Source organism: Pseudorhodoplanes sp. (assembly GCF_050250235.1).
GTDB lineage: Bacteria > Pseudomonadota > Alphaproteobacteria > Rhizobiales > Xanthobacteraceae > Pseudorhodoplanes.
Genome location: NZ_JBFWPA010000049.1, coordinates 12,506 through 27,055, shown reverse-complemented (window position 1 = coordinate 27,055; position 14,550 = coordinate 12,506). Strand labels below are relative to the sequence as shown.

12 protein-coding genes and 1 pseudogene are annotated in these 14,550 nt (G+C 61.1%); 11 read left to right on the top strand and 2 right to left on the bottom strand.

Annotated features, from left to right (window positions below):
• The first annotated feature begins 2 nt into the window (after positions 1-2).
• From narJ to AB7F49_RS20500, 4 genes are all read left to right on the top strand, one after another.
• Entirely contained in the window at positions 3-632 is a 630-nt protein-coding gene (gene narJ, locus AB7F49_RS20515) for a nitrate reductase molybdenum cofactor assembly chaperone (protein WP_428525724.1), read from the top strand.
• A 3-nt stretch (positions 633-635) separates the two neighbouring features.
• On the top strand, positions 636-1,355 hold the full coding sequence (narI, locus tag AB7F49_RS20510) for a respiratory nitrate reductase subunit gamma (protein ID WP_428525722.1): 720 nt from the start codon (positions 636-638) through the stop codon (positions 1,353-1,355).
• The gene (locus tag AB7F49_RS20505; protein ID WP_428525720.1) at positions 1,352-2,068 is read left to right on the top strand and encodes a peptidylprolyl isomerase; all 717 of its coding nucleotides are present in this window, start codon (positions 1,352-1,354) and stop codon (positions 2,066-2,068) included. Before narI ends, AB7F49_RS20505 begins: the two co-directional genes overlap by 4 nt.
• A 107-nt stretch (positions 2,069-2,175) precedes the next feature.
• Positions 2,176-4,887 carry a bifunctional acetate--CoA ligase family protein/GNAT family N-acetyltransferase gene (locus AB7F49_RS20500; protein WP_428525718.1) on the top strand — a complete coding sequence of 904 codons (2,712 nt, stop codon included), beginning with the start codon at positions 2,176-2,178 and terminating at the stop codon, positions 4,885-4,887.
• 19 nt (positions 4,888-4,906) lie between these two features.
• On the opposite strand, the gene AB7F49_RS20495 is transcribed toward AB7F49_RS20500, so the two are convergent.
• Both AB7F49_RS20495 and AB7F49_RS20490 read right to left on the bottom strand, forming a co-directional pair.
• Complete coding sequence (locus AB7F49_RS20495; RefSeq protein ID WP_428525716.1) at positions 4,907-5,116, bottom strand: hypothetical protein; 210 nt, start codon at positions 5,114-5,116, stop codon at positions 4,907-4,909.
• Positions 5,117-5,175: 59 nt separating this feature from the next.
• Entirely contained in the window at positions 5,176-5,853 is a 678-nt protein-coding gene (locus AB7F49_RS20490; RefSeq protein WP_428525714.1) for a helix-turn-helix domain-containing protein, read from the bottom strand.
• Between the two features lie 386 nt (positions 5,854-6,239).
• Between AB7F49_RS20490 and AB7F49_RS20485 the strand changes: the two genes are divergently transcribed.
• The 7 genes and pseudogenes from AB7F49_RS20485 to AB7F49_RS20455 all read left to right on the top strand — a co-directional run.
• On the top strand, positions 6,240-7,529 hold the full coding sequence (locus tag AB7F49_RS20485) for a PAS domain S-box protein (protein WP_428525712.1): 1,290 nt from the start codon (positions 6,240-6,242) through the stop codon (positions 7,527-7,529).
• Positions 7,519-8,142, top strand: a complete 624-nt coding sequence (gene fixJ / locus AB7F49_RS20480) for a response regulator FixJ (RefSeq protein ID WP_428525710.1) — start codon at positions 7,519-7,521, stop codon at positions 8,140-8,142. The genes AB7F49_RS20485 and fixJ overlap by 11 nt, the downstream gene beginning before the upstream one ends.
• Positions 8,143-8,527: 385 nt before the next feature.
• Positions 8,528-9,325 (top strand): helix-turn-helix transcriptional regulator, encoded by a 798-nt coding sequence (locus AB7F49_RS20475; protein ID WP_428525708.1) that lies wholly within the window; start codon positions 8,528-8,530, stop codon positions 9,323-9,325.
• Between the two features lie 135 nt (positions 9,326-9,460).
• Positions 9,461-11,794 (top strand): TonB-dependent siderophore receptor, encoded by a 2,334-nt coding sequence (locus AB7F49_RS20470; protein ID WP_428525706.1) that lies wholly within the window; start codon positions 9,461-9,463, stop codon positions 11,792-11,794.
• A gap of 82 nt (positions 11,795-11,876) precedes the next feature.
• Entirely contained in the window at positions 11,877-12,710 is an 834-nt protein-coding gene (locus tag AB7F49_RS20465) for a siderophore-interacting protein (RefSeq protein ID WP_428525704.1), read from the top strand.
• Positions 12,679-13,515 carry an alpha/beta hydrolase gene (locus tag AB7F49_RS20460; protein WP_428525765.1) on the top strand — a complete coding sequence of 279 codons (837 nt, stop codon included), beginning with the start codon at positions 12,679-12,681 and terminating at the stop codon, positions 13,513-13,515. The genes AB7F49_RS20465 and AB7F49_RS20460 overlap by 32 nt, the downstream gene beginning before the upstream one ends.
• Positions 13,466-14,464: pseudogene (locus AB7F49_RS20455) on the top strand (ABC transporter substrate-binding protein); the annotation flags it as partial. The gene AB7F49_RS20460 and the pseudogene AB7F49_RS20455, both read left to right, overlap by 50 nt.
• Between the last annotated feature and the right edge of the window lie 86 nt (positions 14,465-14,550).

Below are 14,550 nucleotides of genomic sequence, written 5' to 3'. Positions count from 1 at the left end.
CCATGCTGTTGTTCAAAGCACTAAGCGCTCTCCTCTCCTATCCGACCGAGGAAATGCGAGAGGCACTGACCGAAATCGCAGACGTCGTGCGCGCCTCTCCGCTCGTTGCGCCGCGCGAGCGTGAGGGTCTACTCGCGCTGATCGCCGAGATCGGCGATCGTGACCTGTTTGCCGCCGAGGAACACTATGTCGATCTTTTCGACCGCGGCCGCGCGCTCTCGCTGAACCTGTTCGAGCACCTGCACGGCGACAGCCGCGATCGCGGTGCGGCAATGGTCGAGCTCAAACGCATCTACGAGGCGGCGGGCTTCGAACTATCCGCGCGCGAGCTGCCCGACTTCCTGCCGGCGGTGCTCGAATATCTGAGCCGCCGCGAGCTCGCCGAGGCGCGCGACATGCTTGCCGACTGCGCGGACATTCTTACCGCGATCACCCGTTCGTTGGTCGCGCGGCGCAGTCGATATGCCGCAGCGCTCCAGGCCCTCCTGGTGATCGCCGGCGCACCGCCGGTCGACGTCGCCAAAGTGCCCCCGGCACGCGAGAGCGCGGAGACGCTCGACCGGGATTGGGTCGAGCGCCCTGCCTTTGCCGACACGGCCCCAGTGGCGCCCGCCAAGATGCAAGGGAGATAAGCCATGCTCTCCAATACCTACGTGAACACACTGCTGTTCGGGGTCTATCCCTACATCTGCCTCGTGGTTCTGCTGATCGGGAGCCTGATCCGCTTCGACCGTGAGCCCTACACCTGGAAGAGCGATTCCTCGCAAATGCTGCGCAAGCGCGAGCTGCGGCTTGGATCGAATCTCTTCCATTACGGTGTGATCGTCGTGATCCTCGGTCATTTCGCCGGCTTTCTCGCACCGCATTGGGCGATCGACTGGGCGCTTTCTCCGGTCGCGCATCAGCTCCTGGCGATGGTGGTCGGCGGCATCGCCGGTCTCGTCGCCATTACCGGCTTAACGATCCTGATCCACCGCCGGCTGACCGATCCGCGCATCCGTCTCAATAGTCGCAAATGGGATATCGCCATCACGCTGATGCTATGGATGCAGCTTGCTCTCGGGCTGCTCACGGTGCCGCTTTCGGCCTTCCACATGGATGGTGGACTGTTCGAGACGTTAACGAGCTACGTAAAAGGCATCGTCACGCTCGATGGCGGCGTGGCAGCACTGATGATTGATGTGCCGCTGACCTACAAGCTGCATGTTCTGCTCGGCTTCACGCTGTTCCTTGTCTCTCCGTTCACGCGCATGATCCACATCTGGAGCGGCGCCGGTGCGCTCGCCTATCTGTTTCGTCCTTATCAGATCGTGCGCACTCCGAAGACGCGAGCCGACGAGCCGGTTCGCCCATGAGCATCTCCGTCAACGGCGTAGCGGTCGAGATCAACGGGGTCTCGCCGGAATTTGCGGCGACACGCGAGCTTCTGCGCCAGCGTGCGGTCGGCCTCGGCCTCATCGAGGGCGCTGCCTACGACGACGACCGCATCGGCGCGGCGATCGAGAACCTGCTTGCGCGGGAGGTGGCGACTCCCGACCCCACGGAAGCGGAATGCCGGCGCTACTACGAGCAAAACCCGTCCGCCTTCACGAGCGGCGATATCGTTCACGCGCGCCACATCCTGTTTCAAGTGACGCCGCGGGTGAACATCCCGGACGTACGCGCCCGCGCCGAGAAAACACTTGCCACCTTGCTGCGTGAGCCGGACCGCTTCGCGGCGCTCGCCACCGAACTTTCCAACTGCCCCTCCGGTCAACAGGGCGGCAACCTCGGCCAAATCAGTCGCGGCGATATGGTGCCTGAATTCGAGAAGGTGCTGTTCCGCCTCGGGCCGACCGGCATTCTGCGCGAGCTCGTCAAGACGCGTTACGGCTTCCACATCGTCGCCGTGGACCAGCGCATTCCCGGCCGCACGCTTCCATTCGAGATGGTGCAAGAACACGTCGCCGCATATCTACGCGCGGCTGTTGAAGAAAAGGCGCTACGGCAATATGTGAGCATGCTCGCTGGCCAGGCCGATATCGAAGGGGTTGACCTCGCGGCAAGCGTTTCACCTCTCGTCCAATAAACCGGCCGCTCCGCGCGGCTCCTGACGGCCTTGCTGCGAAAGCATTCTTCCTTTTGGTTGGGTTCAATCGCGATCGCAGGGAATCGCGAAAACGCACGGCTCATCCTATGACGACTTACCGCCTCGAGAAGCTGTTTGCGCCGCGTTCGGTTGCGGTGGTCGGCGCAAGTCCGCGCGAACAATCGGTCGGGCGCAAGATTCTTAGCAATCTCAAGCGAGCCGGGTTCGCTGGAGAGATTAGGCTGGTCAATCCACGATACCCGGAGATTGACGGCACCTCCGCCGTTCCGAGCGTCGACGACCTGCCTGAAACGGACCTCCTGGTGATCGCGTCTCCACCCGCAACCGTGCCGGGAATTATCGAGAGCGCCAGCGCCCGTGGATGCGCCGCGGCCATCATCATCACCGCGGGGCTCGGAGAAGGAAAGGGCTCGCTGTCCGAGGCGGCGCAACAGATCGCGTACCGGAGCGGCATGCGGCTGTTGGGGCCGAATTGCCTTGGAATTCAGGTGCCGCGCTTGATGCTCGACGCGAGCTTCGCGGCGCATATGGCCGAGCCCGGCAGCCTCGCGCTAATTTCACAGTCCGGAGCCATCGCCGCGGGCATGGTGGAATGGGCGGCACGGCGCTCGGTCGGCTTCTCCGGCATCGTGTCTCTAGGCAACCAGATCGACGTCGATTTCGGCGATCTTCTCGATTACTTCGTCGCCGACAGAGCGACCCGTTCGATCGTTCTTTACATCGAAGCCATCCAGGACGCCCCCAAATTCATGTCCGCCGCGCGCGCGGCCGCGCGCGCGAAACCGGTCATCGTGATCAAAGCCGGACGGCACACGCAGAGCGCGATCGCGGCGCGCACGCACACCGGAGCGCTCGCAGGCGCTGACGCCGTCTATGACGCGGCCTTCCGCCGAGTTGGATTGGTCAGGGTTTTCGATCTGGATGAGCTTTTCGCCGCAGCGGAGACACTGGGTCACATCCGCCCCTTCGTCGGCGGCCGTCTCGCCATCCTGACCAATGGAGGCGGCATCGGCGTTCTCGCGGTCGATCGTCTGCTCGACTTCGGAGGGCAGCTCGCGTCACTCGGTGAGCAGACCGTGAAACTGCTGAACGAGCGACTTCCGCCGACCTGGTCGAAAGCCAATCCCGTCGACATCGTCGGAGACGCCGACGCCGCTCGTTATGCGATAGCGACCGATGCATTGCTCGCGGATCCGGCAAACGACGGGCTCCTCGTCATCAACGTGCCGACGGCGCTCGCGTCGGCGGGGGAAGCGGCCGACGCGGTCGCGTCTTCCGTACGCAAGCATCGGAATCAACGTTACCCGGCCAAGCCGGTCTTCGCGGTGTGGCTCGGCGACGATGGAGACGCCGAAACGAAACTCGCAGCCGCCAGCATTCCCCTTTATCGGTCCGAAAGCGAAGCGGTGCGCGGCTACATGCATCTCGTCCACTATCGAGAGCGCCTGGACGCTTTGATGGCGGCGCCGCCGAGCTTTCCGTCGGATTTTGTGCCCGACAGCCAGAAGGCACGAGCCATTGTTCACGGCGCGATCGAGAGCGGGCGAACATGGCTTGATCCGCTCGAAATCGCGGACGTCATGGGATGCTATGCAATTCCGATCGCGTCGGTTTCGCTCGCGCGGACGGCGGCGGAGACCGTTGAGCTCGCCAAGCCGCTTCTCGCAAAAGGACCCGTGGCGTTAAAGATTCTCTCGCCTGATATCGTGCACAAATCCGACATCGGCGGCGTTCAGCTCAATCTCGCCAATGAGAGTGCCGTGCACGCAGCCGCCGAGGCCATCTTGGCGCGAGCACGCGCCGCCCAGCCCGGGGCCCGCATCTCCGGGGTCACGGTCCATCCAATGATCGTCCGTTCTCACGCGCGCGAACTCATCGCCGGCATTGCAAGCGACGCCACGTTCGGACCGATCATCGCCTTCGGCAGTGGCGGAACCGCCGTCGAGGTGATCAACGACAAGGCGCTTGCTCTACCGCCGCTCGATCTCGCCCTCGCCCGCGATTTGATATCGCGCACACGCGCCTCCAGACTCCTCAAAAGCTATCGCAACATACCCGCGGCCGACACGGACGCCGTCGCACTGGTCCTCGTCAAACTCTCCCAACTCGCCGCCGATGTGCCGGAAATCAGGGAGTTGGACCTCAATCCGCTGCTGGCGGATGACAAGGGCGTTATCGCCCTCGATGGGCGGATTGCCGTCGCCCCCGCGCCAACCGGCTGGCGCGGCCATCCCCGTTTTTCGATCAGACCGTACCCTAAGGAATGGGAGCGCCGCACGCGGGCGCGTGATGGGACGCCGCTGCTCGTGCGTCCCGTACGGCCGGAAGACGAGCCGCTTTACACGCCGTTTCTGGAGAAAATGACGCCAGACGATTTACGTCTGAGATTCTTTGCGTCGGTGAAGAGCTTCACGCATGCGTTCATTAGCCGCTTCACGCAGATCGACTACGCGCGTGCCATGGCGTTCGTTATCATCCACGAAGCGACCGGGGAAATGCTTGGCGTCGGGCGGCTGCATGTCCTGACGTACAGCGACACGGCCGAATTCGGCGTACTGGTGCGTTCCGATTTGAAAGGTCAAGGCCTAGGCTGGCTGCTGATGCAGATGCTCGTGGAGTACGCGCGAGCGGAGGGAATTCATGAGATCGTTGGTGAAGTCCTCGCCGAGAATTCTGCGATGCTGCAAATGTGCGCCGAGTTTGGCTTTTCGATCGCCGAAAGCGGCGCCGACGGAAAAAACCGCCTTGTCAGACTGCGCCTCGCCCCCTTCCAAACCCCGAACCCAACGCCACCCTGACCGCCTGCGTCCTGGATTTCTATGACGGATATTCAGCCTCGGTGATCTGGATCCGATCCGCGTGCGTTGTCCAATCTCGAACTCGCTCGGCGGCGCAGAACTGTTTCTTAGCGAGGCTGAGCGCCGCTGATTTGCTGTTTGCGTCGACTTCCAGCCACCGTTGACAAATATCGACTTCGTAGCCGTTGTCTCCGCGGACGTGCTTCATGAACTTCACTAGATACCGCATGGCTTCCTCCGATAGGCTTCAGCCGTTGCAGCGCATATGGTCTCCTTCCATACGCAAAATCAGCTATTGAGCCGGCCAAGAGTGGCGCGGTTGCGTAAAACGATGCACCGTGAACTCGGCAGGGCAATGGCGGCGACACTCTCGAGACGGGTCATGGTTCGAGAGACCGTCTCGATCGTGAGGCCGAGATAATCTGCGATGTCTTGACGCGACATCGGCAACTGCACCTGATTTGCATCAGGCGTACGCTTCGCCATTTCGAGGAGGAAGCCCGCGACGCGCTCCTCAGCGCTTTTAATGAGAACGAGAACATGCTCCTGGACCCGCTCCAATTCGCGGCACGTGATCTGGTAAAGTTCACGAGCGACACTGTTGTCGCGAGCGGCCAAGCCTATGATCGCGCCGCGCTTGATAAGAACAACCTTCGAATCGCAGATCGCCTCTGCGGAGAACGCGTGACGGTCGGCGTTCTCGAGGCCAAAAACATCGCCAGCCAGGTAGAAGGCGCCGATCTGGCGGCGGCCGTCCGCAAGCACCTTGTAGGTGCGAACAGCGCCCGATACGACCTTGTAGAGGTAATCCGCAGGCTCGTTTTCGCCGTAAATTTCAGCGTTCCGTTTGAACGCCATCCTCGTACCCATGGCATCGATGATGCTCTCGGGCGCCTCGGACGGGATCGTTCCTCCGCCCGGAACACCTTTTATCGAAGGCCGAACCTGCGCCGCGTTATGGATCATCATCTTGCGCCTCCATCGTTCACCTAGGCGTAACGGGGGCACCGCGAGATGAAAATTCGGATATTCTCCCTAAGGGATATCCCTTAGCGGCGTGACGTTTTGGGAAGCGGTGATTTCGCGGCAATTCAGGCTCTACCATGGCTCGAGGCACGGACAGGAAAGCACGACAAGCGTGGCCTGCGCTGATCGTCAGGCACAAGCGCACGGTCGTCTACGGGCTTGCTTTGACGGTCATTGCCTTGACGCTCCTGATGCGCGCATGGCTCGGGCCGACGCTTGCAAATCAGGCGCTTTACATATTCCTCATTCCGGCCGTCATCATCGTCGGAGTCGTCGGGGGCCTGGGCCCCGGCCTTCTGGCGACGGCCGGAGCCCTGTTCCTGCAAATGTTCGCGACCGGCGACGCCGGTATATTGAGCGACGTCGACACCCCGCTATTTTTTCTCGAGATCGCGCGCGCCGTGACGTTCGTGCTCGTGGGAGCCGGTGTCGCCTGGTTCGGCGAGCGCCTTAAACGCACCCAGATTGAAGCAGCGCGAAGCACGGAATCCGCTTTGGCGGGCCAAGCCCATCTCCGGTCCATACTCAACACGGTGCCGGATGCGATGATCGTCATCGACGAGAAAGGAACAATCCAGTCCTTCAGCGCCGCGGCAGAACGGCTGTTTGGCTACGATGGCAAGGATATTGCCGGTCAGAACGTGAAGATTTTGATGCCCTCGCCATATCGGGAGGATCACGATCGATACCTTGAACGCTATCTCCAAACAGGCGAACGGCGTATCATCGGCATCGGTCGGGTTGTTGTCGGCCAACGAAAGGACGGCTCGACTTTTCCGATCGAACTTTCGGTCGGAGAAATGCACTCCACCGAACGGCGCTTCTTTACCGGGTTCGTCCGGGACTTGACGGAACGACAGACCACCGAGGCGCGGCTGCAGGAATTACAATCCGAGCTTCTCCACATCTCGCGGCTCACCGCGATGGGCGAAATGGCCTCCGCACTCGCACACGAGCTCAACCAACCGCTTTCCGCCATCACAAATTATCTGAAGGCCTCGCAACGTATCCTTGCCGGCCATCAGGACGAAAATTTAATCATGGTGCGCGAAGCTGTCGAAAAATCTTCCGAGCAGGCCCTTCGCGCCGGCCAGATCATTCGCCGCCTGCGCGACTTTGTCGGCCGCGGAGAAAGCGAAAGGCGTATTGAAAGCATCGCCAAGATCGTGGAGGAAGCAAGCGCGCTCGCCCTGGTCGGCGCGAAGAACCAAGGCGTTCGAACGCAGCTCCATCTCAATGGCAGCAAGGACTTCGTTCTTGTCGACAGGGTACAAATCCAGCAAGTCCTCCTCAACCTCATTCGCAATGCGATTGAGGCAATGCAGGATTCGAAAACGCGCACCCTCAGTATTTCCGCCGTAAGGGACGGTGACGAATTCGTGAGGGTTAGCGTCGCCGATACGGGGGTCGGCATTTTACCGGATTTGGCCAAGCAACTATTTCAGCCGTTCGTAACCACCAAACGGGAGGGCATGGGCGTTGGCCTGTCGATCTGCCGGACCATCGTGGAAGCTCATGGCGGGCGAATCTGGATTGAGCCGAATCCGGATGGCGGCACGATCTTTAGATTCACACTGAGGTCGATAACACGAGAGGATCTCAGCGATGCAAGATGAGCCTCTGGTTCATGTGATCGACGACGACGAGGCCGTGCGGCAATCGCTCGCTTTCCTATTCAAGACAGTCAAGCTGCCTGCCGCGGTCTACCCGGACGCGGAAGCCTTTCTAAGCGCGTTGAAACCGATTCAGGGCGGATGCGTGGTGACCGATGTTCGGATGCCCGGCATGAGCGGCATCGATCTTCTCAAACGCCTTCGCGAGCTTAACATGCTCATACCTGTCGTCGTCATCACAGGCCATGCCGACGTCCCGCTCGCGGTCGAGGCCATGAAGCACGGCGCGGTGGACTTTCTGGAAAAGCCGTTCGACGACGATCTACTTCTGCAAGCCGTTCGAACCGCCCTGCGCGATCAAGATTCGGAGAGAGAACGTCGCGCCGTTCGCGCCGCAATCGAGGAACGGCTGATGGGCCTCACCCCACGTGAGCGCCAGGTGCTCAACGGCCTCGTGGCCGGCCACCCGAATAAAACCATCGCCTATGATCTCAATATCAGCCCCAGGACCGTCGAAATCTATCGCGCAAATGTTATGACGAAAATGGATGCCAACAGCCTGTCGGATCTGGTCCGCATGGCGCTGATTTCAGGTTTACTCGACACGTCCAAATAGGATGCGATCTCCGTCCACGCGAACCGGTTCTCGCCTCGCTCGGAACGCCATAAGAACTTCGTATTGCTATCGAGCGAACCTGCAGAACACGCGGTTGAAATGAAGCCGATCTTCGAAAACGCCCATGCCTGCGCCGAGCCTCGCGCCGTTGTCATACGGCAATCGCCGCCTTGCGAAGACACCATTTATAACAATTCCAGTCTTAGCCGAGAAAACGAGGCGCCACTGTGTGCGATCCGCGCGTTGATCATTATATCGACGGCTTTGATCGCATATTGGTGGACGCATGCACGTTGGATCACGAGGACCAGCCAGGCTCGCGCCGGACATCGATCGGCGTTTGAGTGCGCGCCAATACGTAAGCATTTTCTCCGATCGATTGATCGTGTCCGCAGGCACCCTCGAAATCGACGCGCCGACCTCGGGCACGGGCCCGCTGAAGAAGGGGCTCAAGATCGTCGTTATTCTCAGCGGAAAAGAGCAAATCAAGGTTGCGGACCATCCCACGCTGGAGATGAACGGGCCGCAATCGTGTTTGATCTACAACGAAGACGACGCGAACAAAGTCCACTGGCTCGCCGCCGATATTCCTCTGCGATTCGTACTTGTGCAATTGGATCCCTCACTCACGCTCGACGAGTTCGGGTTCGACGCCGCCCAGATGCTGAGGAATCTCGGGCAAGGACGCAAACCGCTTCTTCACGTTCAGGCGGCCAGTCAGGTGCTCATGTCTCTCGCATCGCAGATCATTACATGCCCGCTGCAAGAGCCGCTGCGAAAGATGTATCTGATCGGCAAGGGCTTGGAGCTCGCGGCCTCGGCCTTGAATCCCGTAATTCAGAGAGCCCAAGATATCGAAATCAGCCTGTCAAGTTCCGACTTGCAGCGTATTCACGCCGCCTATGACCGTCTCACCGCCGCATTGGACAAACCGCCATCATTGGCCGAATTGGGGCGCGAGGTCGGCTTGAATACAACCAAGCTGACGATAGGATTTCGCCGCGTCTTCGGCGCGACGGTGTTTGCGGTGCTCCAGGAACACCGCCTGCAACAAGCTTATCGCATGCTGGCAAGCGGGCAGACGACCGTTTCCGAGGCGGCATATCGCGTCGGCTATTCGCCTGCGCACTTCGCCACGATCTTTCGCCGGCGGTTTGGCGTGGCGCCCAAGACACTCCGCTAGCCAGTCTTTCCCTGAAACGATGCAAAACAGAAACGAAAGAAACGCACTCGCTGGCGAAAGCATGGTCGATTGTCGCGGTTGCGATGCACACTAAAACTTGGCCCGCGATTTGAGCGGGGCTAAGTGCAGATGCGAATGACTGTGGGTCGGCGGTTGAGCCTGTTGTGTGCGAGCACATGCCTCTGCGCAGCCGCCGTTGTCTGGCATGGTCTCCCTTCGGCTCAGGCGCAACCCGGCCTGCGAACGGGCGACACCCTGCCACCGGTCCGCGTGACGGCGCCGCGCAAGCGGCCCGCAGCCCGTGGTCGTACGGCTGGCCGGTCCACGGCGCGCGCTGCGCCGCGGCGACTGACCGCGCCGCCACCGTCACCATCGGCGCCTGCGGTTCCTTCGGAAAGCGGAACGGGTCCTGTCCGGGGCTACGTCGCCACCCAGAGCACGATCGGAACGAAAAGCGACACGCCGATCCTTGAGAATCCGCAGTCGATTTCCGTCGTCGGCCGCGAGCAGTTGGAGCAGCAAGGCTCTCAAACCGTCGCGGAATCCCTGCGGTACACCGCCGGCGTCGTCGCAGGGTCGCGGCCGGGCAATCGTTTCGACGACATTTTCATTCGCGGCTTCGGCGGCTTCGGCTTCACCGCTGGCTACGTTCAATTCCTCGACGGCCTCAAGATACAGCGCGGCGTCTCCTACGCGATTCCGAGCATCGATCCGTATGGGCTTGAACGCGTCGAGGTCATCAAGGGACCCGCTTCGGTCCTCTACGGACAGAGCAATCCAGGCGGCCTCGTGAACATGGTGAGCAAGCGGCCGACCGAAAAGCCCTTCGGCGAGGTCGAATTCCAGCTTGGCAGTTATCAGCGCCTGCAGGCAGCGTTCGATGTCGGCGGCCCTTTGGATAAGGACGGGCATTTCCTCTATCGCGTGACCGGGCTGGGCCTCGATTCCTCGACGTCGGTTGATTACACCGATCAGCAGCGGATTTATTTCGCGCCGGCTCTCACATGGCGACCGAATGCGGACACGACTCTCACGTTCCTGAATAAGTATCAAAACGACCCGAAAAGCTTCCAGCCAAACTATCTCCCCGCGCAAGGCCTCCTGCCCGGCCGCCCGGGCGTTCCGGCCAACCCGTACGGGCGCCTGCCGACCAGCTTTTATGTCGGCGATCCGTCACACGACAGCTACAAGCGTGAATATTACGCGACCGGGTACGAATTCACGCATCGCTTCGACGACGTTTGGACGGTGCGGCAGAATCTGCGCTACCAGCACGTCGACAGTGAATTCTACGCCATTCCGACGCGCGGGTACCTCAATCCCGCCGATCCGACGACCTTGCAGCGGGTGAAGACCGCGGTCGACGAAACCTTCGATGGCGTTGTCGTCGACAACCAGGCGGAAGCCCGGTTCGACACCGGGCTTGTCCAGCACAAGATGCTCTTCGGAGTGGACTATCAGTATACGGATGCACGACGCCTGCTCGGACAGGCGATGGGCGTGCCGAGCCTGAACGTGCTCAACCCTGTCTACAATCTCAATATACCGCGCGCCGCTTTCCAGACCGATCAGACGCAGAACAACTCCTTCCTGGGATTCTACTGGCAGGATCAGATGAAGATCGACCGGCTGATCGTGTCTCTGGCCGCTCGCCAGGACATATCGGACATTCGGTTCAATACGCTCACATTGGCAAACGGCTCTCGATCGATCGTCGACCAGAATGACCGGGCGACGACCTATCGCGCCGGCGCACTTTATCTGTTCGACAACGGCCTGGCGCCGTACATCAACTTCTCCACCTCGTTCGAACCCGCGCCCTATATATCGGCAGGCAATGTGCCTCTGCAGCCGATGCGCGGCGAGCAGTATGAATTCGGCGTGAAGTACAAGTTGCCGGGCTACGCCGCGATGATCACGGCATCGTACTTCGACATTCGCCAGCAGAACGTGGTGAACCCCGACCCGGCGAATGCGGGATTCTATCTCCAGACCGGCGAGGTTTCATCCCGCGGTTTCGAGCTCGAGGCGAAAGCGAGCCTCTCGCCGAACGTCAATGTGATCGGCAGCTTTACCTACATCGATGCGCAAGTGACAGCCGACCGGATGCCGCAAAACGTCGGGAAGCGTCCCTTCGCTGTTCCGGAAGTCACGGCATCGCTGTGGGGAGACTACACATTCAGAAGCGGACCTTTGGCCGGCTTCGGCTTGGGTGCCGGTGTGAGATATATCGGCGACAGCGCGGGCGATCCGGCCAACTCGTTCTTCGTGCCGTCGGTCACGCTGATGGACGCCGGCGTCCATTACGATTTCTCGTATCTGAGCCCCGACATGAAGGGCTGGAGCGCGCGAGTCAACGCGAACAATCTGTTCGACGAAGAGTACGTCGCCGCCTGTTACGCTCTCGCAAACGGCTGCTTCTGGGGCGCGCGACGAAGCGTCGTCGCCTCGCTCAAAAAGGCGTGGTAACGCTCGATGAAGGCTTGTGATCGTGAGTGAGATGGAAACAACCGAGGAAGCAGTCGAACCTTGGCGCCTTCGCTTCCGAAGCATGCGCGTGCTCGAAGTCTTACGCGTCGCGCGCGTTACGCCGTTGATGCAACGGGTGACGCTCGGCGGGGATGAGCTGCGCGGGATTCCCGAAGGGCCGAACATAAAGCTCGTCATTCCACCGGCTGGCAACGGCGCGCCGGGATGGCCGATGCGCGGCGAGAACGGAAACGCGGTGATGCCGCCCGGCCGCCCGATGCCAATAACAAGGACATATTCGGTTCGCAGGCTGGACCGGGAGGCTGGCGAGTTGGACGTCGATTTCGTCATGCACGGCGAGGGCGTCGCCTCGACATGGGCGGAGAATGCGAAACCGGGAGACAAGCTTGGCATCGGAGGACCGGGAGGTCCGGAGGTGCGCCCCGCCGACTGGTACTTGATTGCTGGCGACCATGCGGCACTGCCGGCCATCTCTCGCATACTGGAAACGCTACCGGCGGGCGCGCGCGGCAACGTATTTGTCGAAGTCCCGAGCAAGGCCGAGGAGCAGGACATTCGCGGCCCGCGGGGAGTTGCATTGAATTGGGTCCACACCGACAGCACACGCGCGACGAATGCGAGCGCTCTGGAGCGCGCCGTTCGTGCGTCGCCCTGGCCGCACGGCAAGAAAATCTACGCATGGCTCGCGGCCGAATCCTCGACGGTAAGATCGTTGCGTGCGTATGTCCGAGACGAGCGTCGACTAGGAAAGCGCGAGTTTCTTGCTATTGGATACTGGCGTCGCGGCCTCGCCGAACCGGAGTATCATGACAAGTTCGATCACGATCGCGGCGAGGACTTTCATGAGGCCGTCCGTGAAGAACATGCCCGCGCGCAGCACGATCACGCCCATTGAGGACCGCACGCCTCACTCTATCGTCGGCGCATCGCAATTCGACATCACCTCCGCGGAAGCAGGACGCTATAGGATCTATCTCTACATTCCTCCCCTACCGGCGCCAGCGCGCGGATTTCCAATTCTCTATCTGCTCGACGGAAACGCAACCTTCGCGACCGCGGCCGACGCCGTCGCATTGCAGATGCGCCGGCCGGAGGCCACCGGCGTTGCCGCCTCTGTCATTGCCGGCGTCGGCTATCCCGTCGACACGCCACTGGACATGGAGAGGCGGCGTTTCGACTATACGCCGCCAAAAATGGGAGCGCTCGCCGGCTCCGGCAGCGGAGGCGCGGCGCAGTTCTGGAATTTCATCGAAACGCAGTTGAAGCCGACGATGGAAACAATCGTTCCGATTGATCGTGGACGGCAGGCCTTGTTCGGACACTCGTTCGGTGGGCTCTTTGCCTTATGGGCGCTGTTCGCCCGTTCGGGGGGATTTCAAGCCTATGCCGCGGCAAGCCCATCGATCTGGTGGGATGACGAGTGCATTCTCGCCTACGAGTCCGCGTTTGCCGCGCGGGCGCGGCAAGGCATCGTCGACGAGGCGCGCGTGCTGCTGACAGTCGGCAGCCTTGAGCATCGTTCCAAGGCCAAGATATCCGCCGACGGCACGACCGATATGGTCAAGGACGTCACATCGATGGCGCAGCGGCTCGGATCCTTGGCCCCCGATCGGTTGCGCGTGAAAAGTTTTGTGTTCGGGGACGAGAACCATGCTTCGGTCGTGCCCGCCGCGATCAGCCGAAGCCTTCGATTTGTCTAGGCTCATGACCAGGATCCGTAGTCGCTACAATCGTCTGGTGGCCGCCGCGCTGGCTATCGCGGCGACGCTCTGCGCCACACCGGTCGAAGCCCAGCAACCCATCCACGTCACCGACATCGCCGGGCGCGATGTCACGCTCGCCGGTCCGGCCAAGCGTATCTTATTGGGCCAAGGTCGGCACCTTCCGGCGCTTGCTCTCATCCATCCGGATCCGGTGAGCCTGCTGGTCGGCTGGCAGGGCGACATGCGTAGAACCGACGCGCCGACCTATGCGCTCTATCGCGACAAGTTTCCCGCGTTGGACTCGCTACCCATCGTCGGAGAGGGGAATCCGGAGAGCTTTTCGATCGAGAAAGCGCTTGCCCTTAAACCCGACGTCGCCGTCCTCAGCCTGTACGTCGCGGGGATGCGTCACGGCTCAACCGCTCCAAGCTCCATCGTGCAGCGTTTCGAGGCGGCGGGCATTCCCGTGGTCATCGTGGATTTTTTTGCAAACCCGCTGCGGGATACGGTGCCGAGCATTCGCATCCTGGGGAAGATCACGGGACGCGATCAAGCCGCGGACGAATTGGTCAACTTCTATCAGAAGCATGTCGCGTATCTTAAGGAGACGATCGCCGCAAACCATCCGGAACTTCCGACGGTTTTCATGCACGCGCATGCTGGCGGTAACGAGTGCTGCTACTCCTCCGGAAAAGGAACGTTCGACGACTTCATATCGCTGGCGGGCGGGCGCAATATCGCGGCGGGCGTGATCCCCGGTTCGACCGGCGAGATCAGCCTCGAATTTTTGATTGCGAAGAATCCCGATGTCTACGTTGCAACGGGTGGCGATCACCTTGCGCGTAGCGGTGGCTTCGTCCTGGGGACCGGCGTGGACGCGGCCGCAGCACGGACAAGGCTGAATGAACTCATAAGCAGGCCGGGTCTTTCCGGCCTCTCCGCCGTCACATCCGGCCGCGCTCACGGCTTGTGGCATATGTTCCCTTTCGTCAGTCGGCTCAACAGGACTGCCAAACGGCATCCGAATAGACT

Coding starts and splice junctions, on each gene's coding strand:
- narJ (WP_428525724.1), top strand. CDS start 3: ATGCTGTTGTTCAAAGCACTAAGCGCTCTCCTCTCCTATCCGACCGAG.
- narI (WP_428525722.1), top strand. CDS start 636: ATGCTCTCCAATACCTACGTGAACACACTGCTGTTCGGGGTCTATCCC.
- AB7F49_RS20505 (WP_428525720.1), top strand. CDS start 1,352: ATGAGCATCTCCGTCAACGGCGTAGCGGTCGAGATCAACGGGGTCTCG.
- AB7F49_RS20500 (WP_428525718.1), top strand. CDS start 2,176: ATGACGACTTACCGCCTCGAGAAGCTGTTTGCGCCGCGTTCGGTTGCG.
- AB7F49_RS20495 (WP_428525716.1), bottom strand. CDS start 5,116: ATGCGGTATCTAGTGAAGTTCATGAAGCACGTCCGCGGAGACAACGGC.
- AB7F49_RS20490 (WP_428525714.1), bottom strand. CDS start 5,853: ATGATCCATAACGCGGCGCAGGTTCGGCCTTCGATAAAAGGTGTTCCG.
- AB7F49_RS20485 (WP_428525712.1), top strand. CDS start 6,240: ATGTTCGCGACCGGCGACGCCGGTATATTGAGCGACGTCGACACCCCG.
- fixJ (WP_428525710.1), top strand. CDS start 7,519: ATGCAAGATGAGCCTCTGGTTCATGTGATCGACGACGACGAGGCCGTG.
- AB7F49_RS20470 (WP_428525706.1), top strand. CDS start 9,461: ATGACTGTGGGTCGGCGGTTGAGCCTGTTGTGTGCGAGCACATGCCTC.
- AB7F49_RS20465 (WP_428525704.1), top strand. CDS start 11,877: ATGCGCGTGCTCGAAGTCTTACGCGTCGCGCGCGTTACGCCGTTGATG.
- AB7F49_RS20460 (WP_428525765.1), top strand. CDS start 12,679: ATGCCCGCGCGCAGCACGATCACGCCCATTGAGGACCGCACGCCTCAC.